At 68.8% G+C, this 23,118-nt stretch carries 20 protein-coding genes; all 20 read right to left on the bottom strand.

Features of this window, described 5'->3' with window-relative positions; genetic code table 11:
* Window positions 1-12: 12 nt before the first annotated feature.
* Window positions 13-1,926, bottom strand: coding sequence for a long-chain-fatty-acid--AMP ligase FadD32 (fadD32, locus tag AB0H54_RS14475; RefSeq protein ID WP_357345787.1), 1,914 nt, complete (start codon window positions 1,924-1,926; stop codon window positions 13-15).
* A 211-nt stretch (window positions 1,927-2,137) separates the two neighbouring features.
* Entirely contained in the window at window positions 2,138-3,157 is a 1,020-nt protein-coding gene (locus AB0H54_RS14470; RefSeq protein ID WP_357345785.1) for an LLM class F420-dependent oxidoreductase, read from the bottom strand.
* Window positions 3,158-3,362: 205 nt separating this feature from the next.
* Entirely contained in the window at window positions 3,363-4,352 is a 990-nt protein-coding gene (locus AB0H54_RS14465) for a cutinase family protein (protein WP_357345783.1), read from the bottom strand.
* Window positions 4,352-4,867, bottom strand: coding sequence for a DUF732 domain-containing protein (locus tag AB0H54_RS14460; RefSeq protein ID WP_357345781.1), 516 nt, complete (start codon window positions 4,865-4,867; stop codon window positions 4,352-4,354). Before AB0H54_RS14460 ends, AB0H54_RS14465 begins: the two co-directional genes overlap by 1 nt.
* 113 nt (window positions 4,868-4,980) lie before the next feature.
* A complete protein-coding gene (locus AB0H54_RS14455; RefSeq protein ID WP_357346593.1) occupies window positions 4,981-6,762 on the bottom strand; it encodes an alpha/beta hydrolase-fold protein in 1,782 nt (593 codons plus the stop codon).
* A 204-nt stretch (window positions 6,763-6,966) separates the two neighbouring features.
* Window positions 6,967-8,001, bottom strand: coding sequence for an alpha/beta hydrolase family protein (locus tag AB0H54_RS14450; protein ID WP_355283675.1), 1,035 nt, complete (start codon window positions 7,999-8,001; stop codon window positions 6,967-6,969).
* A 309-nt stretch (window positions 8,002-8,310) separates the two neighbouring features.
* A complete protein-coding gene (locus AB0H54_RS14445) occupies window positions 8,311-9,372 on the bottom strand; it encodes an alpha/beta hydrolase family protein (protein ID WP_355283639.1) in 1,062 nt (353 codons plus the stop codon).
* Between the two features lie 300 nt (window positions 9,373-9,672).
* Window positions 9,673-10,743, bottom strand: a complete 1,071-nt coding sequence (locus AB0H54_RS14440) for an alpha/beta hydrolase family protein (RefSeq protein ID WP_218721226.1) — start codon at window positions 10,741-10,743, stop codon at window positions 9,673-9,675.
* A gap of 242 nt (window positions 10,744-10,985) precedes the next feature.
* Window positions 10,986-12,932, bottom strand: a complete 1,947-nt coding sequence (zomB, locus tag AB0H54_RS14435; protein WP_357345779.1) for a flagellar motor control protein ZomB — start codon at window positions 12,930-12,932, stop codon at window positions 10,986-10,988.
* Complete coding sequence (locus AB0H54_RS14430) at window positions 12,910-13,842, bottom strand: decaprenyl-phosphate phosphoribosyltransferase (RefSeq protein ID WP_357345777.1); 933 nt, start codon at window positions 13,840-13,842, stop codon at window positions 12,910-12,912. Before AB0H54_RS14430 ends, zomB begins: the two co-directional genes overlap by 23 nt.
* 26 nt (window positions 13,843-13,868) lie before the next feature.
* Window positions 13,869-14,381, bottom strand: coding sequence for a phosphatase PAP2 family protein (locus AB0H54_RS14425; protein WP_357346592.1), 513 nt, complete (start codon window positions 14,379-14,381; stop codon window positions 13,869-13,871).
* A gap of 89 nt (window positions 14,382-14,470) precedes the next feature.
* Window positions 14,471-16,405, bottom strand: a complete 1,935-nt coding sequence (locus AB0H54_RS14420) for a glycosyltransferase (RefSeq protein ID WP_357345775.1) — start codon at window positions 16,403-16,405, stop codon at window positions 14,471-14,473.
* On the bottom strand, window positions 16,402-17,619 hold the full coding sequence (gene glf / locus AB0H54_RS14415) for a UDP-galactopyranose mutase (RefSeq protein WP_357345773.1): 1,218 nt from the start codon (window positions 17,617-17,619) through the stop codon (window positions 16,402-16,404). Before glf ends, AB0H54_RS14420 begins: the two co-directional genes overlap by 4 nt.
* 81 nt (window positions 17,620-17,700) lie before the next feature.
* Window positions 17,701-18,210: a hypothetical protein gene (locus AB0H54_RS14410; RefSeq protein WP_357345771.1), complete on the bottom strand. Its 510-nt coding sequence runs from the start codon at window positions 18,208-18,210 to the stop codon at window positions 17,701-17,703.
* A 698-nt stretch (window positions 18,211-18,908) separates the two neighbouring features.
* A complete protein-coding gene (locus AB0H54_RS14405) occupies window positions 18,909-19,526 on the bottom strand; it encodes a hypothetical protein (protein ID WP_357345769.1) in 618 nt (205 codons plus the stop codon).
* A gap of 206 nt (window positions 19,527-19,732) precedes the next feature.
* On the bottom strand, window positions 19,733-20,353 hold the full coding sequence (locus tag AB0H54_RS14400) for a hypothetical protein (protein WP_357345767.1): 621 nt from the start codon (window positions 20,351-20,353) through the stop codon (window positions 19,733-19,735).
* A 50-nt stretch (window positions 20,354-20,403) separates the two neighbouring features.
* The gene (locus AB0H54_RS14395; RefSeq protein WP_357345765.1) at window positions 20,404-20,943 is read right to left on the bottom strand and encodes a hypothetical protein; all 540 of its coding nucleotides are present in this window, start codon (window positions 20,941-20,943) and stop codon (window positions 20,404-20,406) included.
* Window positions 20,944-20,967: 24 nt separating this feature from the next.
* Window positions 20,968-21,378: a hypothetical protein gene (locus tag AB0H54_RS14390; protein ID WP_357345763.1), complete on the bottom strand. Its 411-nt coding sequence runs from the start codon at window positions 21,376-21,378 to the stop codon at window positions 20,968-20,970.
* A 181-nt stretch (window positions 21,379-21,559) separates the two neighbouring features.
* Window positions 21,560-22,318, bottom strand: a complete 759-nt coding sequence (locus tag AB0H54_RS14385; RefSeq protein WP_357345761.1) for a TipAS antibiotic-recognition domain-containing protein — start codon at window positions 22,316-22,318, stop codon at window positions 21,560-21,562.
* A gap of 68 nt (window positions 22,319-22,386) precedes the next feature.
* Window positions 22,387-23,025 carry an SDR family oxidoreductase gene (locus tag AB0H54_RS14380; protein WP_357345759.1) on the bottom strand — a complete coding sequence of 213 codons (639 nt, stop codon included), beginning with the start codon at window positions 23,023-23,025 and terminating at the stop codon, window positions 22,387-22,389.
* Window positions 23,026-23,118 lie beyond the last annotated feature (93 nt).

Here is a 23,118-nt window from a genome sequence, read left to right as displayed (position 1 = left end):
CCGGTCGGCCGATTACTCTTCCGGTGCATCGGGGAAAGCCTGCTGGGTGTAACCACCGCGCAGCGTTCCCTCGAGGTAGGCGGCCTTGCAGGCCCGCCGGGCGATCTTTCCGCTGGAGGTACGCGGGATGGAACCCGCGGGTACGAGCAGGATGTCACGAGCGGTCACACCGTGCCGCAGCGAGACGGCCGCGCGCACCGCGTCGGCGATCGGGGCCGGGTCGGCCTTGCCCGCGCCGGGACCGCGTTCGGCCACGATGACCAGCTGCTCGGACGCGTCGTCGGCGTCGAACTTCAGGCCGGAGTGGCTGTCGGCCGCGAAGACCTCGGCGGGCAGCTGGTTGGCGGGCACCGCGAAGGCGGCGACGAAGCCGGGACGCAGGGCCTTGGACGCCTCCTGCGCGGAGTACTCCAGATCCTGCGGGTAATGGTTGCGGCCGTCGACGATCACCAGGTCCTTGACGCGACCGGTGATGTAGAGCTCACCCTCGAAGTAGACGCCGAAGTCGCCGGTGCGCATCCAGTTCGCGTCGGCGTCGGTGCCCTCGGCGTGCCCGCCCGGCTGCCGGTCGGTGACCCGGTTGCGGAAGGTCTTGGTCGACTCGTCCGGGCGTCCCCAGTAGCCGATGCCCATGTTGTTGCCGTGCAGCCAGATCTCGCCGACCTGCCCGTCGGCCAGCTCACGGCCGCCGTCGGCGCTTTCCACCGACTCGGGATCGATGATCGCGGCCCACTGCGACAGACCGACGTAACCGCAGGAGACCTGCGCGATGGCGTTCTCGGCCGACGGATCCACCCGGACCATCCGGCCCCGGTTGAGCTCGTCGCGATCGACGTAGATGTACTTGGCCTCGTCCTCGGCCTTGGTCGCCGAGACGAACAGCGTCGCCTCCGCCATGCCGTAGCAGGGCTTGATGGCGGTCTTGGGCAGGCCGAACGGGGCGAACGCCTCGTTGAACTTCTTCATCGACGAGACCGTCACCGGCTCGGAACCGTTGATCAGGCCGATGACGTTCGACAGGTCGAGCGACTCGCCCGCCTTCGGCACACCACGGGCCGCGGCGTGCTCGAACGCGAAGTTCGGGGCGGCCGCGAACGTGCCGGCGCCGTCGGAGACGGCGGCCAGCTCGTTGATCCAGCGCGAGGGGCGGCGCACGAACGCGCTCGGCGACATGATGGTGATGAACTTGCCGCCCACCGCGGGCAGGATCACCGTCAGCAGACCCATGTCGTGGAACAGCGGCAGCCAGGTGACACCGCGCGAGTTCTCGTTCATGTTCAGCGAGTTGATCATCTGCAGCAGGTTGGTGCCGACCGCGCGGTGCGTGATCTCCACACCGGCCGGGACCCGGGTGGAACCCGAGGTGTACTGCAGGTAGGCGATGTCGTCGATCGCGGTGTCGGGGCGGACCCAGGAATCACCGAGGGTGTCCGGGATCGCGTCGACCGCGATGATCCGCGGGCGCTGCGCGGCGGGCAGCGAGCGGAAGAACTGGCGGACACCGGCGGCCGAGGAGGTCGCGGTGAGGATCGCCGAGGGCTCACAGTCACCGAGCACGGCGTGCAGCCGGTCGGTGTGGCCCGGCTCGTCCGGGTCGAACAGGGGCACCGAGATGGTGCCCGCGTAGATCGCCGCGAAGAAGGAGATCACGTAGTCCAGGCCCTGCGGCGCGAGGATCGCGACCCGGTCGCCCGGGTTGGTCACCTGCTGCAGGCGAGCGGCCACCGCGCGCAGCCGAACTCCGAACTCCTGCCAGGTCAGCTCGTGCACCTCGCCGTCGCGTTCCCGCGAGTAGTCGATGTAGCGGTACGCGAGCGTGTTCGCATCGTTACGGGTGTGCTTCTCGACGTGATCGACCAGGGTCCGACCCTCGGGAATCACAAGGTTCCCGGTCTCGTCCAGGTAGTCGTCGAAAGTCTCTTCCATTCCTTCTTCTCCTCCGAGGCCCGGACACCGGTGAATTTTCCCAACGCATTACGGCGTTGAGACCCGTGAGGCCCCGACTCGCTATCGCCACCGGCCCCCGGAACACGCCGTGCGTGGATCCTGACAACCTGCGGATTTTCGAGCGGTCTGCGCGGTGACCGCTATCGGCTAGATGTTCTCAAACCAGAGTCATGTTACAGAGAACCCCCGCTCAGTCCTCCCGCAGCAGCGGAATGACAGGCGCGAAAGCGTCCATCTGGGTGGGGAAGATGCCCACATACGACATCGACGTGAGTTCGCGCACACGCTTGACCTGTTCGGCGATCTCCTCGAAGGTGCCGATGGCGATGTAGGGCGAACTGAGGATCTGCTCGGCGGTGAGCTCCACGTCGACCTCGAGATCGGGGTGCAGGCCGCGTTCGATCGCGCGCAGCGCCATCTCCGCGGTCTTCTCCCGGTCGTCGGTGATGACGATCGCGGTGATCGCCCAGTTCAGTTCGATGTCGGCGAACCGGTCGCCGGCAGCCTCCTTGACGATGTTGACCTTCTCGATCGTCTTCTCCAGCGTGATGCCGGACAGCAGGCCCTTACCGTTCTTGGTGGTCTGCGGGACGATCGAGACGATGTCGGCGTGCTTGGCCGCCAGCGCCAGCATCTTCGGGCCACCGCCGCCGGTGCACAGCGGGGGACGAGGGCCCTGCCGCGGTCGGGGGGTGCCCTTGATGCCACGCACCTGGTAGTGCTTGCCCTCGAAGTTGCACTCCTGGCCGCGCAGCAGCGTGTCCAGGATGGTCAGCGACTCGTCGAGCTTCTCCAGCCGGACGCCGGGACGCTCGTACGGGATGCCCGCGTTCTCGAACTCTTCCTTGATCCAGCCGGCGCCGACGCCGACCTCGAGCCTGCCCTTGGACAGCACGTCGATGGTGGCCAGATCCTTGGCCAGCACGACCGGATGCCGGAAGCCGTTCGCCAGCACCGAGGTGCCGAGCCGGATCTTGTCGGTCGCCTGGGTGAGCGCGCCGAGCGCGGCGATCGGACCGATCTGGTCGCCCAGGTGATCGGGGACGACGAAGGTGTCGTACCCCATCTCCTCGGCCTGCTGCGCAGTCTGGACGAACTTGCGTGCGCCGCCCTCCTGCTTGTTGCCCTCGCCCGCCGCCGCGAAGCGGAACGGACGCAGCGGCGTACCCAGCGCGGTCAACTCACCGACGGGTGCGGCAGCTTCGGTCATGAACTCATCGCTCCTGGCTGTTGCACGCTGCGCGTGCTAGGCGGTGTATTCGGGCCACCGGCTACTCCGCGGTAGCAGAGAAGTCGGCGCGATCATCAGCGCACTTTACAGCGTGAGGGCGAATGGGAGTGCGGATGTCACAGCGAGGCATGATCCATGGCAATCACACACCCGCTGTGACTGTGACAACTCCGCCAGTCACCGCTCAGGAATGCGGTGGGTGCGGCGCGTTCTCGATGAGTCCGGCCGCCCAGTTCACCGTCCACTGGGTGGCGGTGGTGCCCTGTCCGTCCACGGTGTTGGTGGCGTAGAGCGCGTGCACCGGATTGCCCGCCGAGCGGATCAGCGCGCCGAGGCTGCCCAGCGCGTTGGCCGGGTTGAGGGCCTCGCGCGGGGCGTCGCAGATCATGTCGCCGGGCGCGCAGATCGAGTACACCTTCGGGGCCAGCGAGCCGAAACCACCGGGTCGCGGGCCGGTCATGCTGATGCCGGGCACGTTGATCCCCTTGAGCGCCACCTCGGCGCCCTGGCCGGTCGGCGGCGGATCACCGATCTCGGTGGGCTGGCCGGGGCCGGTGTCGGCGGTGCGGCGGCCGTCGGCGATCACCGTCACGCCGAGCACCTTGTCGGCCGGGACCGGGCCGTTGCCCATGCCGATCTGCGCGGCCACGTCACCGGCGATGACGGCACCCTGCGAGAAACCGGCGATGACGTAGGTGGTCAGCGGGCACTGCTTGTGCCGCTGAGCCAGGATGTCGGTCGCCCGCGCGGTGCCCTCGGTGCGGCTGTTGTTGTAGGAGGCCTGGCCGTCCGGCGGGAACGCGATCGGGTTCGAGAACTGGGCCACGTAGGGCACCGTGTAGACCTCGAGCCGGTTGTCCGGGAACTGCGCCCGCAGCGGCCCCGACACGCTGAGCATCAGCGAGATCGGGTTGGCCTGCGGGTTGTACGGATCGTCGTTGCTCGCCGACTCCCAGGTGCCGGGGATCGAGAGCAGCATCACATCGGGACAGTCCGCCGACTGCGACGTCGGTGGCGGCGGTCCGGGCGGCGTCGGCCCGGGCTCCCGCAACCGGCCTGCGAACAGATACCAGAGCAGCACGATGACGATGATCGCCAGGACGAACAGCGCCAGCACGGTCAGGCACCCCGCCGGCCAGAGCCTGCGGGTGCGTCGCGTCGGTCGGGGGTTCACTAGCAGTAGGTGGAGGTCGCGGCGGCGATATAGATCTGGGCTGCCTTGTTGACGTCCATCTTGGACTGGTCGAACGCGGTGTCGGTGCCGGCGATCGCCGCGACGTACGGGGCGATATCGGCATCGGAGGCACCGGTCGCGCGGCTGGAGCAGATGTAGCCGGCCGCGGTCAGGGCGATGTCCGGGCTGGCCGGGGTGATCCCGTTCTTGCTCAGCTCGGCCAGGAACGCCTTGTCCTTGTCGGAGGCGGGCGTGGACGCGGGCGTGGTCTCCGGCGCGGCCTGGGGCTGCTCGGGCGCGGCGGTGGTCTCCGGCGCGGCACTCGAGGTGGTCGCGTGGTCACCGTGGTCGCCGGTCGCGGGCGCTTGGGACGTGGCCGAGGCGGCGGCGCTCGCGCTCGAGGAGAGAGTGGGCGTCTGCGACGCGGTCGAATCGTTGCCACCACAGGCGGACAGCAGGGCGACGGCAGCCAGGGCCGCGACCGATCCGGCAACCTTGCCAGGAATCCGATGCATGAAGATGTCTTTCCTCGATCGTTCGTCAGGGAAGCGGTCGCAGACCAGGCTAGCCGGACATCCGGGGCGGCCGGGTACCGCGCGGCGAAGCTCAGAGAGTTCTCAGCCCGGGCTCACACCCCGTGAACTTCGGATTTGCCGTCCCGCACCACGATGAACCCGGTCTGAAAATTCTGCTGGATCCCGCCGGGGACGGTGAATTCGTCGCTGACCGGATACCCGAGCCTGCCGTTCTCGAACCCCTGCGCGCCCCAGGCATCGGCGACCGCGCCGTTGCGCACCGACCACGCGCCCGACAGCGGGCTCCAGTAGATGTTGCCGCCCTCGAACCGGCTGTACCGGCCGAGATCCTTCAGCGGCGCTTCCTCGGCCAGCGGGAAGCCCAGCGGGCTGGTCTCGAAGCCCAGCGCCGCGTACTTGTCCAGGATGAAGCCCTGCACCCGGTGCGCGCCGGTGGCCGGGCTGTAGAACATCGGGCCGTGCTCGAAGGCCTGCACCGAGCCGTCGCGGCTGGGCGTGCGCGCCTCGGCCGCGACGGGATACCCGGCCGGACCGCGCTCGTAGCCCTGCTTGCCCCACTCCTCCAGGAACGCGCCGCGCATCACCTGCGCGCCGGTCTGCGGCGTCCAGTAGATCGAGCCGCCCTCGAAGGTCTGCATGCGGCCGCGGCCGTCGGGCAGACCCTGCTCGTCCCCGGTCGGCAGGCCCAGCGGCGACGTCGGCCCGCCGACCCCGGCGTAGGTGCCGCCGATCCGGCCACCGACCGCGTGCGCGCCGGTCGCCGCGGAGTGGAACACCTTCCCGTTCTGGAAGTCCTGCACGATGCCCGCCGCCACCGGGTATTCCGCCGTCAGGCAGTTGCCCAGCCAGGCCGCGGCCTGGGCGGCCGGGCCGATCGCGCCGCCGGTGCCGCACGTGGTGCCGCCGGGATCGGTGCCGAGCGCGGCGGCGGCCTGCGGCCAGGACTGCCGCATCTCGAAATCCCAGTACGGCCACGTGTGCGTGCCCGCGGGACGGTAGTTCGCCTGCACCGGGATCGCCAGCTTCTCCAGCTTGGCGACGAAGTTCTCGGTCGACAGCCGCGCCAGGATCTCCAGGCCGGTCCCGGCCCAGTTCTCGCTCAGCAGCGGCACCTCGCCCAGCTGGTCGTGATTGCCCGCCAGGCCGCTGCCGCTGGAGACGTACATGCTGACGCCTTTCAGCTTGTCGGCCAGCAGATAGGGATCGTGCGCCGCCCACTCCGGCCCACCGGGCGGGCCCCACATCGACACCGCGTCGAAGCCGCCCGCGTCCTTGTTGGCGAAGGTGATCGCCTGCGGCATGCCGAGCGTCGTCGTGGTCAGCAGGCCCGAGTACGAGGCCACGTACTTCATCAGGCCGGGATTGCGGCCCGCCAGGTTCATCGCGGCCGTGCCGCCCATCGAAAGACCCTGCACGCCACGCACTTCGGTAGTGCGCCAATCGCGTTCGAGGATCGGCGGGAGCTCCTTGGTCAGGAAGGTCTCCCACTTGTAGGTGTGGCCGTTGTCGGGCGCGAGCCAATCGGAGTACCAGCTGGACTGGCCGCCGACCGGCAGCACCACGTTGACGTTCTTGTCGGCGTAGAAGCCCTCGGCGTCGGCGTCCTTGGTCCAGCCGTTCTCGTCGTCCTGGGCGCGCAGGCCGTCCAGCATCAGCATCATCGGGAACTTGGCGTCGGGGCGGACATTCCAGTCGCGCGCCAGCAGCATCTGCACCTGGATCGGCGTGTTCATGGCGGGCGAGTACACCCACATCGCCACCCGGCGATCGGAGAGCCATTCCACCCGTTGCACCCCGGCGACGCCGGTCTGCGCCTGCGCGTGGGCGGGCACCGCGACCGTCGGCGCGAGCAGGGCCGCGGTCATGGCGGCCATACCGAGGATCCGCCGCATCGGCGCTCGGACACGATGTTTCAACACGCGCGACCCTCCTCATCCCCACCCTGGGACTGCCTCATCGTTCGTTGTACCGCAGTACCGGCCGATAACCCGGGAGGACACGCGAGCGCCCCGCACAGCAAAAAGACCGGCTCACCCTGCGGGTGAACCGGTCTTCTCAGCGTTGCTGGGCGGAAACTATCAGGCGCCCAGCGCGCCCAGGATCTGCGGACGCGCCTTCCACAGCTGGTCCTCCCAGTACTTCCAGGAGTGGGTGCCGTTGGCCGGGAAGTCGAAGGTGGCGGCGATGCCGAGCGACTTCAGGCGGCTCTGGAACGCCAGCGTGCTGACGAACGAGATGGCCTCGATGCCCATGGCGTTGGCGGTGTTGTACATGCCGCCGAGGCCGGCCGGACGATCGTGCTGGCCGGGCAGGCCGTTGGCCGAGGAGATGAACATCGGCAGGCCACGCAGCTCGGGCGCGAAGACCATCGGGTCCATCCGCAGCCACGCCGGGCTCCACGGAGCGGCCATGGAGTCGACGTTGAAGCGGCCCGCGTCGAGCATCATCACGCGGATGGCCTCACGCATGCCGGGGGCACCCCAGTTCAGCGGGCCCGAGAGCGAGGACGCGTGCTTGAACTGGTCGCGGTGCAGGGCGGCGAGGCGCAGGGCGGCCGGGCCACTCATCGACAGGCCGAGCACCGCGTTGTTCTTGCGGGAGACGCCGTAGCCCTCGAGGAAGGCGGGCAGCTCCTCGGTCAGGAAGGTCTCCCACTTGTAGGTGGTCTTCTGGCCGTTGGTGTTCGAGGCCGCGGTCCAGTCGGCGTACCAGCTGGACTGGCCACCGACCGGCATCACCAGGGTGACGTTGTCGTTGGCGAACTGCTGCATCGCGTTGGTCTCGAAGGACCAGGCGTTGCGGTCGTCGCGGGCGCGCAGGCCGTCGAGCAGGTAGAGCGCGGCGTTGCCACCGTTGCGCGCCCACTGCACCTGGACCTTCACCGGGCCCATCTTCGACGGCACCATCAGCTCTTCGTAGCCACCGGCGGGCGCGCGCAGCGCCGGCACGGACGCGGGGGCGGCGAACGCCATCGGGGCCGCCCCTGCGGCGATCGGCAGCACGAGGGCCGCGGCGCCGACAGCTAGAATTCGATTACGCCAACCGCGAGGTGCAACTCCCCGGGACGTGCCCGGCTGGTCACCCTTCGGCGCGGCGGCCTTGCCGAAACGCATGTGAATTCCGCTCTCTTTCTGCTGTTGTGGCATGCCAGACCCGTCTCCGACATCGCCCGGATCCCGACAGTCCGGCCGATCAGACAGGTGAAACAACGATCTGGTCACACTTTCGCTCGCTGGAGGATATTCGACCCACGAATTACTTGCAAGGGCAACGGAACTCGCCGGTATTAAACCGGAGAGCCGGTCTGTCGAGCGGAGCAGGTCAGCACCCGTGAACATCCGGTTCGGCCACGATTCCACTCGGAAAACAAACGCCCGGTGCACGAATGCACCGGGCGTTCTGGTTGTCTCGGGCGACAGGCGTCAGCCGATGTTGTTCGACATATCCGGGATCATCCGCAGCGCCTCGTCGTTCCAGTTGTTCCAGGCGTGGATGCCGAACGCCGGGTACGAGTAGACGACATTGCGGGCGCCGAGCGTCGCCATCCTGACCTCGAAGGCGCGCGTGTTGGCCAGCGCCAGCGCCTCCAGCGCCATGCCGTTGACGGTGTTCATGTTCGGGCCGTCGGTACCGGTCGGCAGGCCCGAGGCCGCGGCGACCCAGAGCCGGGTGTTGTTGCCGACCAGATTCGGGGCGAAGACGAACGGGTCCATCCGCAGCCACTGCGGGCCCCACGGCGGCGCCATCGAGTCGACGTTGTAGCCGCCCGCGTCCAGCATGGCGATGCGGATGGCCTCGCGCATGCCGGGTGCCGAGATGTTCAGGTAGCCGGAGAACGCGCCGGCGAAGGAGAACTGATCCGGGTGGTAGGCGGCCAGCGTCAGCGCGGCCGAGCCGCCCATCGACAGCCCGAACACCCCGTTGCGGTGGCGGCTGAAGCCGAGCCGGCCGGCGAGGGCGTTCGGCAGATCGTTGGTGAGGAACGATTCCCACTGGTACCGGTAGCTCTTGCCGGGCCCGCCGGAGAGCGCGTTGGCCGCGCCGGAGCCCGCGTTCGGCGCGCCGTTACCGGCAATACCGAAGAATTCGCTGGGCGAGTTCCAGTCGGCATAGAAGCTCGACATACCGCCGACCGGCATCACCACGTTGATATCCGCCGCGGCGAGCGCATTCGGGATATCCGTTTCGATCTCCCAGCCGTTGAGGTTCTCCGGCGCGCGCATGCCGTCGAGGACGTAGGCGACGCGATTGGTATTGCCGTTTCGCGCCGGGAGAATGCGCGTCTTGATCGGGCCCATCCCGGAGTCGACCCAGAAGTCGAAGGCGGCGGGGTTGAATCCGGCGGACGCGGGGGCGGCGCCGCCCGCGATGACCGTTCCGATCGGCACCAGCAGTGCCATGGATACGCCGGCGGCCCAGCGCCGAGCCCACGATCCGGGGGCTGCGGTCTTCACGGGCCGACGCTTCCAGCGCAGTGTTCGCATTCGACTAGACCTTTCTCGGCTGAACCGACAGCGCAAACCCCGAGCTATACCGTCGGATCCCTCATCGGGCGTCGAAAGCGATCAATCCAGGGCAAAACGGACGAATCAACCTCGACGCATGCTCACTGTGTATGAATCAATGACGAATGCTTACATGTTGCTGGAAAGTGACCCAGAGCACAACTCACGGTGACCTGCCGCACGTAATTCGTCACCGGCTATCAGTCGGATCGTGACGGAAACGAAGAAAACCGCCCGGTGCGTACGGCACCGGACGGTTTCGTCTTCGAGCGGATCGAGCTAGCCGATGTTGGCCGACAGATCCGGGATCATGCGGTTGACCTCGGTCTCCCAGTTGCGCCAGTTGTGCACGCCGGTGAGCGGGAAGTCGAAGTTCGCGTTGCCGCCGCCGAGGGTGGCCATGCGCACCTGGAAGGCGCGGCTGTTCACCATAGCGAGCAGCTCCAGCGGCACACCCTGGACGATCTCCATCGGGTTGGACACGTCACCGGCGCCCGGGATACCGCTGGCCGCCGACACCCACACGCGGGTGCCGTTGGCCACCAGCCGCGGCGCGAAGACGAACGGGTCCATCCGCAGCCACTGCGGGCCCCACGGCGGCGCCATGGCGTCGATGTTGAAGCCACCGGCGGAGACCATCGCCACCCGCATCGCCTCACGCATGCCCGGCGCCGAGATGTTCAGGTAGCCGGAGAACGAACCGGCGAAGCTGAACTGGTCCGGGTGGTAGGCGGCCAGCGTCAGCGCGGCCGAGCCACCCATCGACAGGCCGAACACACCGTTGTTGTTGGGGTTGAAGCCGAGCCGGGCCGACAGCGCGTTGCGCAGGTTGCCGGTCAGGTAGCTTTCCCACTTGTAGGTGTTCTTCTTGCCCGCGACCTGGGCCGGCGCGATCGACGAGCCCGTCATCGCGGACCCGGTGGCCGCCGAACCGGTCGAGCTGCCGCCCGAGCCGGTGTCGAGGCCGAAGAAGTTGCTCGGGGCGTTCCAGTCGGCGTAGAAGCTGGACTGGCCGCCGACCGGCATGACGACATTGATGTTGGCCGCGGTCAGCGCCCGGGCGACATTGGTGTCGATCTCCCAGCCGCTGAGGTCGTCGCGGGCCCGCATGCCGTCGAGCGCGTACACGACGCGACCGGTGTTGCCGTCGGCCGCGCGGAAGATCCGGTTCTTGATCGGGCCCATCTCGGAGTCGACCCAGAAGTCGAAGCCACTGGGATCGAACGCCGCCGAAGCGGTGCCGGTCGGGCCGGCCACCGCCGCACCGAGCGGTAGGACAACAGCCAGGGAGAGAAGCATCGACCGCTTGAGCCAGCCGGCTCCCCGGGCTCTGAGACGTCCGCCACGCATTCTGTTTTGGGCCTTTCCTCGTGCGGTTCGCGCGGAACCGCGGTTGCAAATGACCGCCGACTTACTACCGGCACACCAGTGCGCCGACGGGCCGTTCCTCGAAGACCATATCGTGACATCGATAGCCTGGCGTTACCGAAAAGTGATTAAGCGGCGAACGCCACTGGGAAACCCCAGGCCAGGGGTGTAACCACTGAGCCGACGGATAACCCGTGGGCCCAGTGTGACGCATGTAGACCGTTTCAGCGCGGCGGCTCGGGGAATGGATCCACCAATCCGCACCGCTGGATCTCGTACTTGGGCACCCGGTCGATCCGGTACTTCGCGAAACTCAGCGCATGACGCAGGTTGTGCCTGAACCGGTCGAAGGTGAGCGGATCGCGCGTGGAGATCATCAGCGCCTGCGTTTCCGGGCACGACATCGCCGTGCGCGCCTGGGTGACCCACTCCTCGTCCATGTACCAGGGCATCCACGGGTGGATGTCCACCATGCCCGAGTCGACGACCACCCAGTCCGGGTACAGGCTCTTGTCGTGCCCGATGCGGCCGTCGGCGAGCCGGTCCGAATGCGCGGCCAGCGGGTAGGCCAGGCCCATCGGATCGATGACGCGCACGCTCAGCGGCACGTTCATGCTGGTCATGCCCAGGTTCAGGAAGTAGACCGTGTGCCCGGCGCCGCCCTCGGGGATCGGCTGCGGCGGCGGGTCCAGGTACCAGAACGTGTACGACGGCGAGTTCAGCAGCAGGCCGCCGTTGGGGTTGGCCGCGATGTCGTTGACCATCGCCCGCATGCGCGGGTAGTCGAGGTAGTCCTCGGCCAGGATCGGATGATCCTTGCCGGTGTTGAGCACGTAGTAGACGCGCTCGTCGACGATGCCGGAGGAACTGATCTTGGTGCCGGTCTTGATCGCAGTGGTGCTCGCCGCGTACAGCGACCAGCCCGCGGTGCCGAGCAGCGCGGCCAGCACGACCACGGTCGACCAGTCACGGGGGGTGAACGCCCGCAGCCCGCCGACCGGTAGCCGGATCGGCACGACCGCCACCGGCAGCAGCAGCAGGAACAGCTGGGTCAGCAGCATCCGGCCGTGCATGAAGTCGCCGCCGACGCGGATCGCGTAGACCGTCAGCAGCAGGCCGCTGCCCAGCACCATGGTGACGACCGCGCTCGGCGAGCGCAGCCAGGTCCGGATCGCCGCCACCGACCACCGCGGCCGCACCGCGACCCCACGCGCCACCGCGGTGACCACACCGGCGATCAGCAGCACGAGCAGCGGAATCCACAGGTAGTACGGGCCGACCAGGTCCCACAGGTACTTCATGCCCTGGCCCCACTTGGCCCCGCCCGCGTCCTTGGCGACCGCGGTGTTCGGGTAGGGCAGGCCGTAGTAGCCCATCCGCCAGATCTGGTAGGCCACCGGCACGATCCCGGCGACGAACACGATCAGCGCGCGCAGCGCGATCGGGCCGTACCGGAACCGCGGCATCGGGGCGAGGAAGATCATGCCGAGGGCGAGCACGCCGATCAGCGTGGCCTCCGGCCGGATCAGCGGCGCGAGACCGGCCAGGAAGACGAGTCCGAGCAGGCTCGGCACGCGCACCACCGCGGCCTGGCTCCAGCGGATCAGCAGCCACCACAGCAGCCCGACCCAGCAGATCACCAGGCCGCTCTCCAGTCCGGAGGTGGCGTAGTCACGGGCGGGCGGCAGCGCGATGTAGACGAGCACGCCCGCCGGGATGAGCAGCTGACCGCTGGTCCCGCCCCACAGCCGGGCGGTGCCGAGCATGGCGAACACGATCGCCAGCAGCGAGACCGTCAGCGCGACGCCGAGCACCACGTACTCGAGCCGCGCCTGGGTGAGCCAGCTGAAGAACCAGACCAGGTAGGTCCACGCGGTACTGGTGTTGGCCTCGACCCGCTCGTCCATGTTGAAGACGGGGCCGTTGCCCGCGAGCAGGTTGCGCACCGTCCGCAGCACGATGAGGCCGTCGTCGGCGATCCAGCGCCGCTGCCAGGCACCCACCGCGAACACGACGACGGTGAGTACCACCCCACCGACGAAGGTGGCGCGGGACAGGGTCGCGAAACGGGCGGTCGGACGCGCCGACTGCTCGTCGTCGCGTAGCCGCTCGTATTCGGTTGTTTCCTGCTCCGCTACCACGATCTCGTCAGGTGAGATAGACAGCGACACCTACCGCTCCGATCCAGGCAATAGCGAGGAACTGCAGGATGCGGTCCCCCAGCGCGATCTCTTCGGGTTCACCGGCCTCGCCACCGTCGACGTCGACCGCGTAACGCAGGATTGCGATGGTAAACGGGATCATGGAGATCGAGTACCACTGGGTGTCGCGAGCCGAGTCCTGCTGGAACGCCCAGAGGCCGTAGAACACCACGACGGCGGTGGCCGCGAGCGTCCAGATGAAGCGCAGGTAGGTCGGCGTGTAGTACTGCAGCGACTTGCGGATCTTCGCGCCGGTCTCCAGCGCGATCTGCAGTTCCGCGTAGCGCTTGCCCGCCGCCATGAACAGCGAACCGAACGCCATGATCAGCAGGAACCACTGCGACAGGGCGATGCCCGCGGCCGCGCCACCGGCGACGGCGCGCAGCAGGAAGCCCGAGGACACGATGCAGATGTCGAGCACGGCCTGGTGCTTGAGGCCGAGGCAGTAGGCCAGCTGGATGGCGATGTAGATGGCCATCACCACGGCCAGGTGCCAGGACGCCAGGAACGAACCGGCGATCGAGCCGATCAGCAGCACCACGGCCAGCGCGTACGCAAGGTTGACCGGGACGACGCCCGCCGCGATCGGGCGGAACCGCTTGGTCGGATGCGCGCGGTCGGCCTCGACATCGAGCGAGTCGTTGACCAGGTAGATACCTGAGGCCGCCATGCAGAACACCACGAACGCGATCGCGACGTGCACGAGCACGCCCGCGTCGCTGATCGCCTCGGGCCCGACGGCCAGCGGCGCGGCGAGCACGAGCACGTTCTTCACCCACTGACGTGGGCGGATGGCCTTGATGACACCGCCGACCAGAGTCTTCGGCGGGCCCTTCACCACGCCCTCGTCGAGGACGGCGGCGGACGGTTCTTCGCTCATCTCAGCCAAGGTTCTTTCGGTTGCGGTCACTGTCGGAGTCTCTTTTCGGCGGCTAGCACGGCGGCTGCCGACGCGGCCCCCAATGCGGAACCGGCGAGCACGTCGGAAGGGTAATGCACCCCGAGGACGACCCGGGAAAGGAGCATCGGAGGCACGAGCACCGCTGGCAAGGGTAGCCCGGTCAACCGGCCGAGCAACACCGCAGCCGCCGTGGTGGACGTGGCGTGCGAGGACGGGAAGCTCAGCTTGCTCGGCGTCGACACGTTGACCTGCACCGCAGGACTGTCCGGGCGCGGGCGCCGGACGATCCGCTTGATCACGATCGACGCGGCGTGCGCGCCGACGGCGCCGACCGCGACACCGGCCCACTGCCGACGGCGCGGCTTGTCGACCAGCCAGCCCGCCGCGGCGATGCCGACCCAGCCCAGCGCGTGCTCACCGAAGTGCGACATGCCGCGCGCGGCCGAGACGACGGCCGGGTTGGTGCCGATGGTCGTCTGCACCTTGTTGATGATGCCGACCTCGAGCGGCACCTCGATGTACTCGTCGTCGCCGCACGCGCAGGCGCACTCACCGCCGCAGCCTTCCTCGGCCAGCTCCAGCTCGGGCAGTTCCGGGTTGATCGCGTTCACTTCTTCTCGGTTCCGTTCTGGCTGAGGCCGAAGGTCTTCTCCCACGCCGCCGTGCTGGTCAGCTCGGCGTGCGCGGCCCGGTAGCGCTGCTGCATCTCCGGGAAGCGGGCGGTGAGCTCCTTGCGCAGGCGCATCGCTTCCTTGAGGAGCTCGGCGGCCTTGCGCGGGTCGCGCTTGCGGTAGACGACGCCACGGCCGTCGGCGGTCGTCACGGTGACGCCGTCGACCTGGGACAGCAGGAACCAGCGCGCGTCCAGCGTCGGCACGTTCAGCTGCGGGGTCTCGTAGGCGGCCGGGTCGGCCTTGCGGAAGTTGTGCACCACGCCCTTGGCCAGCCGCGCGACCTTGGCGATCGGGTTGCCCGGCTCGCCGACCGCGCCGACGCCGTGCCGGTTGGCCAGCGGCAGGTCGGTCGAGGACGGCAGCACCACGGCGTCCGGGTAGTCCTTGCGCATCGCGTGGATCTTGCCCAGCGCGCTCGGCAGCAGGTCGAACAGACCCTCCGGACCGGCCAGGAAGTCGCGGATCGCCTCGTTCTGGATGGCGACCGTCGAGTACTCCAGGCACAGCAGGTGCTTGAGCGTGGCCTTGACCGTGTTCACGATCATCGGCTTGCCGTCACCCGGCAGGTGCAGCGAGGCGACGACCAGGCGGTTGCGCAGGTGGAAGTACGCCTGCCAGTCGATCGCGTCGTCCTTGTCGGACCAGGCCATGTGCCACACGGCCGCACCCGGCAGGGTGATGGTCGGGTAGCCGGCCACGCGGGCGCGCAGGCCGTACTCGACGTCGTCCCACTTCAGGAACAGCGGCAGCGGCTGACCGATCTGCTCGGCCACCTGCCGCGGGATCACGCAGGTCCACCAGCCGTTGAAGTCGACGTCGATGCGCCGGTGCAGCAGCTTGGAGTTGTCGCGGTCCTTGAGCGGGTACTTCGAGAAGTCGTGGTCGTACTCGACGTTCGGCGCCGAGGACCACATGAAGATCCCGCGGTCGACGACCTCGCCCATGCTGTGCAGGTGCGAGCGCTCCTGCAGGTTCAGCATCTGCCCGCCGACCAGCAGCGGCGACTTGGCGAACCGGGAGAACGCCAGCGCGCGCAGGATCGAGTCGGGCTCGATCTCGATGTCGTCGTCCATGTAGACGATGAACTCGGCGTCGGTCTTCAGCGCCTCGTACATGACCCGGCTGTACCCGCCGGACCCGCCGAGGTTGGGCTGGTCGTGGATGCTCAGCCGGTCACCCAGCGTCGCGGCGGCCTCGGTGAAGCCGGGCTCGTCGACGACCTTGCGGTTGCCTTGGTCGGCCACGATCACCGCGGCGACATTGCCGAGCACCAGCGGGTCCGAACCCAGCGCGGCCAGCGTCTTGACCAGGTCGGTGGGCCGGTTGAAGGTGGGCATGCCGACCGCGATGGTGCCGGTGCCCGGCGCCTCCTGCGGGGCGTACCAGCCGCCGGCCAGCAGCGTCACCGCCGTGTCGGTGGTGATGTCGAACCAGATCCAGCCGCCGTCCTCGAACGGGCCGAGATCGGTCTCGAACTCCACGAACACCGAGTCCGCGCCCTGGGCGACCGCGAACTCCTTGCCCTGCACGTGAATGCGCGAGCCGTCCGCCTTCGAGCGGTACACGTCGACGCGGCCGTGCCCGGCCAGCTCCAGCCGCAGCACCACCGAGTTCAGCACGCTCCAGCGCCGCCAGTAGCTGGCGGGCAGCGCGTTGAAGTAGGTGCAGAACGACACCTCCGACTCCGCGCCGATCGAGAGCGCGGTCCGGCTGGTGGCGTGCGCGCGGCGCGCGTTGGTGGTGGATTCCTCCAGGTAGAGGGTCCGCACGTCGAGCGGCTCGCCCGGCCGGGGCAGGATGATCCGCTGCAGCAGCGCCTTCGCCCGCGTCTCCGTCGTCACGTCGTCGAGCACCGGCTGCGCGCTCACGCCTCGTCCACCAAAGCCGCGCCGGACTCCAGGTGCGGACGCAGCACGTTCTCGAACATGCTCAGCGCCGAACCGATCGCCATGTGCATGTCCAGGTACTGGTAGGTGCCGAGGCGGCCGCCGAAGAGCACCTTCTTCTCGGCGGTCTCCTTCTTGGCGAGCTCGCGGTAGGCCAGCAGCTTGGCGCGGTCCTCGGGGGTGTTGATCGGGTAGTACGGCTCGTCGCCGGTCTGCGCGAAGCGGGAGAACTCGCGCATGATGACCGTCTTGTCGGTCGGGTAGTCGCGCTCCGGGTGGAAGTGGCGCGGCTCGATGATGCGGGTGTACGGCGCGTCGGCGTCGTTGTAGTTCATCACCGAGGTGCCCTGGAAGTCGCCGATCTCGAGGACCTCGGTCTCGAAGTCGATCGTGCGCCAGCCCAGCTCGCCCTCGGCGTAGTCGAAGTAGTGGTCCAGCGGGCCGGTGTAGACGACCGGCGCGTCCGGGCTGGCCGCGACGATCTCCGCACGCACGTCGAACCAGTCGGTGTTCAGGCGCACGTCGATGAGGTCGGAGGCGGCCATGTTCTCCAGCCACTTCGTGTACCCCTCCTTGGGCAGGCCCTCGTAGGTGTCGTTGAAGTAGCGGTTGTCGAAGGTGTAGCGCACCGGCAGGCGGGTGATGTTGCCCGCGGGCAGTTCCTTCGGGTCGGTCTGCCACTGCTTGGCGGTGTAGTCGCGCACGAACGCCTCGTAGAGCGGGCGCCCGATCAGCGAGATCGCCTTCTCCTCGAGGTTCTGCGCGTCGGCGGTCGCCACCTCGGCGGCCTGCTCGGCGATCAGCGCCTTGGCCTCTTCGGGGCTGAAGTAGCGGCCGAAGAACTGCGAGATCAGGCCCAGCCCCATCGGGAACTGGTAGGCCTGGCCCTTGTGCAGCGCGAACACGCGGTGCTGGTACCCGGTGAACTCGGTGAACTGGGTGACGTAATCCCACACCTTCTTGTTCGAGGTGTGGAACAGATGCGCGCCGTACTTGTGGATCTCGATGCCGGTTTCGGGCTCCGGCTCGGAGTAGGCGTTGCCACCGAGGTGGTAGCGGCGGTCGATCACCAGCACCCGCTTGCCCAGCAGGTTCGCGGCACGCTCGGCGACGGTCAGGCCGAAGAAGCCGGAGCCGACCACGATCAGGTCGTAAGCAGAATTATCGGAGTTACCCGGGGACGATGCGACGGTCACGGGTGCCCAGCGTATCGGAAGACGCCGGATTGTCCCGGCGGAGTCGCCGACCTGCCGCTGAGCTGGGGTGATGCGCTCGGCTCACCGGTGCGGGTCTCCTGGCGTGTATCCGGGGGATGGATGCCCACCGGAATGGGGGTCGATGTGCCCGTCGCCTCTTCGCGAAGGTCGCGCTGCGATTGCCGAGAGCACGAGCATGACGAGCAGGAGGACTGCCAGCACCACGCCGAACGTGGCGAGGCGCTCCCCTGGGTAATCTCCGACGATCAGGTCGCCGCCCAATCCGGCTTGATGGATCCTGATGGCGACCAAGCTCGAGAACACCGAGTCCGGGACCATCCCGTACGCGTTCACCGCGAGGCAGCTTGCTGTCATGACAGCGACAAAGGCGGTACTCGATCGCTCGGGCCGACGGGTCATCCTGGCCACGACGAATACCCCGAAGGCGGCAACGATCAGATGTGCCAGGGTCATCGGCACCAGCAGCCGACCGGTACTCCAGTCCGTTCGGCCCAGCCATTGGATCGTCAGCAGACCCAACCCCGCAGAACCTGCTGCATGGCAGGTGAGGAGTACGGCGAGCACCACCACTGCACGTCGTGTGAGCACACGCCATAACGGCGACGCCCCGCCCCGAGGCTGTGCGCCCGGAAACCCCCGATGCCCCACGTCCGCCCCCGGTTGTGGGTAACCGGCCACCATCGGCGCGTGAGTCCCCGGCGTCTGCCACCACTCCCCACCCGGCTGTCCCTGCCCGACCGGCAACAGCCCGGGATGCGGGTACCCGGCCGGTGCTTCGCCGAAGCCCGGTGGCGCAGACGCAGGACCCGGATATCCGGGCTGACCACGCGACGCACCCTGTACAGCGGGCGACGGCCCGGGATGCGGGAAACCGGGCGCAACGCCGAATCCCGGCACCACGGCCGATGGAACCTGATGCCCGAGGTACTGACCGTTCGGCGCAACTTGCCCGGCGAACGGCTGCCCGGGATACGGGGCGCCAGGTGCGACACCAGAGCTCGGAACTCCGGCGGATGCGCTCGGATACCCCGGGCGCTGGTCGAGCGGTGCGGACCCGGCCGGGGAACCCGTGTCGTACTGCGCGGTTGCCGGAGCTGGGCCAGGGAGCCCCGCAACCGGCTGCACCGCAATGTCATTCGGATCAGGACTGAATGGCTGACTCATGTGCGTCCCCCTTCTGGCACAGACTGCCCGATACCTCGGTACGGAAAATACGCCGTGGACGAGCGCCGATCCCACAGCCCGTCAACCACTTCAGCATCGACGCCTCAGTGGTAGGGGTGTCCCGGCGGTGGTGGAATGCGGTGACCCGGTGTCGCAGGCCCGTAGGCGTATCCCCCGGGCAACGACCCCATCTGCGGCTGGCCGCCGACGCCCTGCGGCACCTGCGCGGATCGCGGCCGTTGGGTCCGGGTCGTCAACATCGAGACCAGAAGCAGGACGAGCAGGAGGATCCCGAGCGCGATCATCACCCAGCAGAACGCAATTCCGGGCCGCTCGTCGAGATCGGGGACGTGGTCCCCGTACGTGAACTCCAGCGTGAAGGCGAACCCGGAGGACAGCCCGTACCCAGCCACGGCCACGTACGCCGCGGTGAACACGGCCGCCAGCACCCGACCCGCGCTCACCCACCGCCACAGCAACAGCCCACCGACCAGCATCAACAGCGCAACGCCCAGATGCGCGACCGACGTCGCCTGCATGTTGCGCGCAGTCATCCTCGTATCGTCGCCGAGCAGCGCGACAGTCCAGAACCCACTGGCCGCCGCGAACCCGGCCATCCCGACGAGGACCACCGCGAGGACAACCGCCGCCCAGCGGAAGACCGCCCCCGGCGAGCCGGATGTTGTGGCGCGCTGGTCCTCGACGTTCGGGTGCGGCCACATCTGACCGCCCCTCGGCGCTTCGGACGTCGGCCCCGCTCCCATCCCCGGCGAACTCCACCATTCAGCGGGCGGCTGACCCACCGCCCCCGGGTACGAATGACCCGGGCCGTAGTGCACGGTCGCCGGTGACGGCGAAACCGGCTGGGCGACACCCTCGCTCGGAGTGTGTCCGGATGGATAGCTCATGCGTGATCCCCCTGCGCGCGTCAGTAGTACGGGTAGGGAGCGTACGCAGGCTGGCGGGCGGCCCGAATCCAGCGACCCGTGGAGGGGGCCGCGGCGCAGAGGAGGATGAGTAGCGGGATGCAGGTGGCGACGACGCTGCCGATGACCACGGCCGGCGGGGCGCCTTCGCTGGCCGCGATCGCGACCGAGATCGCGCTGATCAGCAGGCCGATCGTGGACAGGATGATCAGGATGACCCGGCCCGCGGTCTTGCGGCGGAACAGCAGGATCGAGCCGAGCAGCCACAGCAGGGCGGGGACGGCGGCGATCGCGATGCCGGCGATCGTTCCGGCGCGGGCGTCGTCGCTGCGGACCGAGTCGGTGTTCAGCTCGGTGGCCGCGACCACGCCGAGACCGATCAGCGCGAACAGCGAGATCAGCAGGGAGAGCAGGGCCGCGGTGATTCCGGTGCCACCGCCCGCCCGCTGCGGTGCGCCGTAAGCCGGTGCGCCGTAACCGTATCCGGGCGCGGGTTGCTGCGCGTACCCGTACGGCTGCGGGGCGTAGCCCTGCTGCGCGTAGGGATCGGCCGCGTAACCGGGTTGCGCGTAACCGCCCGCGTACGGGTCGTGGCCCTGCTGTGGACCATACGGGTATCCCATGGTGTCCCCCTCCGAAACGAGCGCGGCGTCGCGCCGCTGACCTGCCGAAACTATACGGCCGAACCGACAGCCCGCTCGGTCCGAGCGTAGGCCGCCGTCCACGGCAGCGCCGCGGGCACCAGCACCAGCGCACCGAGCGCGACGGCCGCCAGCGCGGCCGCCCAGCTGTGGTTCACGATCGCCGTCACCGCACCGGGTACCCCACCGAACCCGATCGGAATCGATCGGAGGACGGATTCCCCGGCGAACCAGTGGATGCCGTACTCGGAGTCGTAGTTCACCAGCGTGGCAAGCAACCCGAGCACGCCGAGCCCGAGCTGCGCGCCCGCCGCCACGATCAGCACCCACCGGCCGGACTCGTCGCGCCGGGCCAGCAGCATGCCGCCGTAGCCGAACGCGAACGCAGCCACCAACGCGCCGAGCGTGGCGAACAGGGCCAGCGAGTCGTCGAGCTGGTCGGGGTCGTTCAGGAAGGCGCGCACCAGGACCACGGCCCCGACCAGATTCGCCACTGCGGCAACAGCGGCACAGCACACGGCGACGATCGCCGTCACCTCACCGGCTTTCGACTTCGCATCCTGCACGACCATGGCTCGACCGTATCCCGAGTCGGCCTAGCGCGTCGTGGTCCACCGGCGCGTCGGCTCGATCAGGCTGAGCACCAGGATCACCACATTGAGCGCGAGCCACCAGTCCAGCGGCCCGACCCGCAGCCCGTGCCCGGCCCCGTTGAGCACCACGACCAGCAAGGTCGCCCCGCTCATCGCCCCCGATATCCCCACCAGAATCCGCCTGCCGAGCATCCGCCGCCGCAACAGCAGCACCGCCCCCAGCAGATACACCACCCCCAGCCCACCGACGATCCCAGCACCCGCGTAATCGAGCTCGATCTCCCGCCCGACCGCCCGCACCACCGCAGTCGCCGTGCCGACGATGATCCCGGCACCCCCGACCAGCACCCCGAGCCACCCCGCCACCAGCGCGGTCACCGCGCGAGAAGGCCGCTCGGGCCGCACCTGATCCACCACTGTCCCCGCTACTAGTCGTCGTCGCCGTCAGTTATACGGCGCGACGGCCGATCGAGCCCGTCGACCGAGGTCCCGGGGGCACGCCGGGCAGCCCGAGACGCCGAAAGCCGCGTCCGGGCGGGTGGCGTCCGGGCGCGGCTTCCTGCTAGTTCCCGGCTGGGCGCCGGGTGAAACGCGATCAGGCGGTCCGGCCTGCGACGTGGGCGCGGAAGGCCTCGAGGATGTACTCGGCGGTGCCGTCGCCGTGCACGTCGTAGTTCTTGCGGAAGCGCGGGTCGGCGACGTACATCTCGCCCAGGTTGAGCAGGTATTCGTCGGTCACGGGGCGGCCCTGGGTGCCGTCGCCGAGCCAGGCGCGGTGTCTGGCGACGATCGCCTGGACGGTCTCGCCGTCGACGGGCAGGCCCGCGGCATGGGCCTTGCCGAAGTCGGCGGCGATGTCGAGCTGGGTCTGCTGGAACGCCTTCTTGTCGGCGTCGCTCAGCGAGCGCCACCAGCGGTCGCCGCTCTCGTAGACCTCCTTGCCCCAGCGTTCGGTGACCTCGTCCCTGTACTGGGTGTGGTCGAAGCCGTCGAAAACCTCTGCGGCCATGAGTGGTTCACCTCTTTCGGTCTTGTGCAACGTGGTCGACACCGATTCGATCCGGCGCGCGATCAGATCCTGTTGCTGCCGCAGCAGCTCCAGGTGCGTCCGCAGCGCGCCCGCGGTGTCCTGTTCCCCGGCGAGAACCTCGGCGATCACCGGAAGGCCGAGCCCGAGTTCGCGCAGCAGCAGGATGCGCTGCAGGCGGATCAGGGAGTTCTGGTCGTAGTAGCGGTAGCCGTTGGCGCCGATCCGGCTCGGTTCCAGCAGGCCGAGCTGCCCGTAGTGGCGCAGCGTGCGGCTGGTGGTGCCCGCGGCTTTCGCGAGGTCCTGGATGGACCATTCACCCAACATGACCTGTCCCTTTCTCGTCGGCGTCCCCAGTCTGCAAGTTGACGCTACGTCAAGGTCAACCCCGAAAGTCAGAACCCGATCTCGACCTCGACGGTGTCGCGCTCGGCGTACATCCGCCAGTACCGCGCGCCGAGCTCGGCATTGCCGATGCGGGGCAGCACCAGGCCGTCGGGGATCAGTTCGGGATACGCGTCGATCTCCAGCTGCACGGCGCTGTGCTCGATCAGCGCGCCGATCGCCAGCAGCCCGACGTAGACCCCGGTGCCGTCGAGCTCGGCGGCCAGCTGCCGGACATAGGCCCGCTGGGCGCCCAGCGCGACACCCATATTCGCCAGGTAGGGCTGCAGATTCGCCTCCGAGGCGCCCGAGGAGAACAGCAGCGCGCCACTGCCGCGCGCGACCATCCCCGGCAGCAACGCCCGGCTGAGCTCGATCGACGAGTACACCTTGAGCGCGAACGGCAACTCCAGCGACCGCCGGTCGACCGCCCTGGTCGACTCGGCGCGGATCGACATCCCCGCGGCCGCCGCGTGCACCGCCACCTCGATCGGCCCCAGCTTCTCCTCGACCCGCGCGACGACCTCGGTCAGCTGCGCGGAATCGGTGATGTCGGCCGCGAACGGCTCGGCCTCGACGCCGTCGGCGCGCAGGGCCGCCGCGCGTTCGGCGGCCGCGGCCGGGGGGGGGGCGGGCGCCCCCCCCCCCACACCCGGTGGGGCCCCAACCCCGGCCGGGCCCGGGGCCGGGGCCGGGGCGGGGGCCACAGATGAGGGGGGGGCGCTACCGCCAGCCCCCGAGGG

It is taken from the genome of Nocardia sp. NPDC050718 (assembly GCF_040654235.1).
In the GTDB taxonomy this organism is placed as follows: domain Bacteria; phylum Actinomycetota; class Actinomycetes; order Mycobacteriales; family Mycobacteriaceae; genus Nocardia.
Note: the sequence above shows the minus strand (reverse complement) of the source record. Positions and strands in the feature narration are given on the sequence as shown.

Bases quoted from the DNA above. Each gene is read 5' to 3' on its own strand.
- AB0H54_RS14430 (WP_357345777.1), bottom strand. From the start codon at position 13,842: ATGAGCGAAGAACCGTCCGCCGCCGTCCTCGACGAGGGCGTGGTGAAG.
- AB0H54_RS14460 (WP_357345781.1), bottom strand. From the start codon at position 4,867: ATGCATCGGATTCCTGGCAAGGTTGCCGGATCGGTCGCGGCCCTGGCT.
- fadD32 (WP_357345787.1), bottom strand. From the start codon at position 1,926: ATGGAAGAGACTTTCGACGACTACCTGGACGAGACCGGGAACCTTGTG.
- AB0H54_RS14395 (WP_357345765.1), bottom strand. From the start codon at position 20,943: ATGGTCGTGCAGGATGCGAAGTCGAAAGCCGGTGAGGTGACGGCGATC.
- AB0H54_RS14470 (WP_357345785.1), bottom strand. From the start codon at position 3,157: ATGACCGAAGCTGCCGCACCCGTCGGTGAGTTGACCGCGCTGGGTACG.
- AB0H54_RS14455 (WP_357346593.1), bottom strand. From the start codon at position 6,762: ATGGCCGCCATGACCGCGGCCCTGCTCGCGCCGACGGTCGCGGTGCCC.
- AB0H54_RS14385 (WP_357345761.1), bottom strand. From the start codon at position 22,318: ATGTTGGGTGAATGGTCCATCCAGGACCTCGCGAAAGCCGCGGGCACC.
- AB0H54_RS14450 (WP_355283675.1), bottom strand. From the start codon at position 8,001: ATGCGTTTCGGCAAGGCCGCCGCGCCGAAGGGTGACCAGCCGGGCACG.
- AB0H54_RS14440 (WP_218721226.1), bottom strand. From the start codon at position 10,743: ATGCGTGGCGGACGTCTCAGAGCCCGGGGAGCCGGCTGGCTCAAGCGG.
- AB0H54_RS14445 (WP_355283639.1), bottom strand. From the start codon at position 9,372: ATGCGAACACTGCGCTGGAAGCGTCGGCCCGTGAAGACCGCAGCCCCC.
- AB0H54_RS14400 (WP_357345767.1), bottom strand. From the start codon at position 20,353: ATGGGATACCCGTATGGTCCACAGCAGGGCCACGACCCGTACGCGGGC.
- AB0H54_RS14405 (WP_357345769.1), bottom strand. From the start codon at position 19,526: ATGTGGCCGCACCCGAACGTCGAGGACCAGCGCGCCACAACATCCGGC.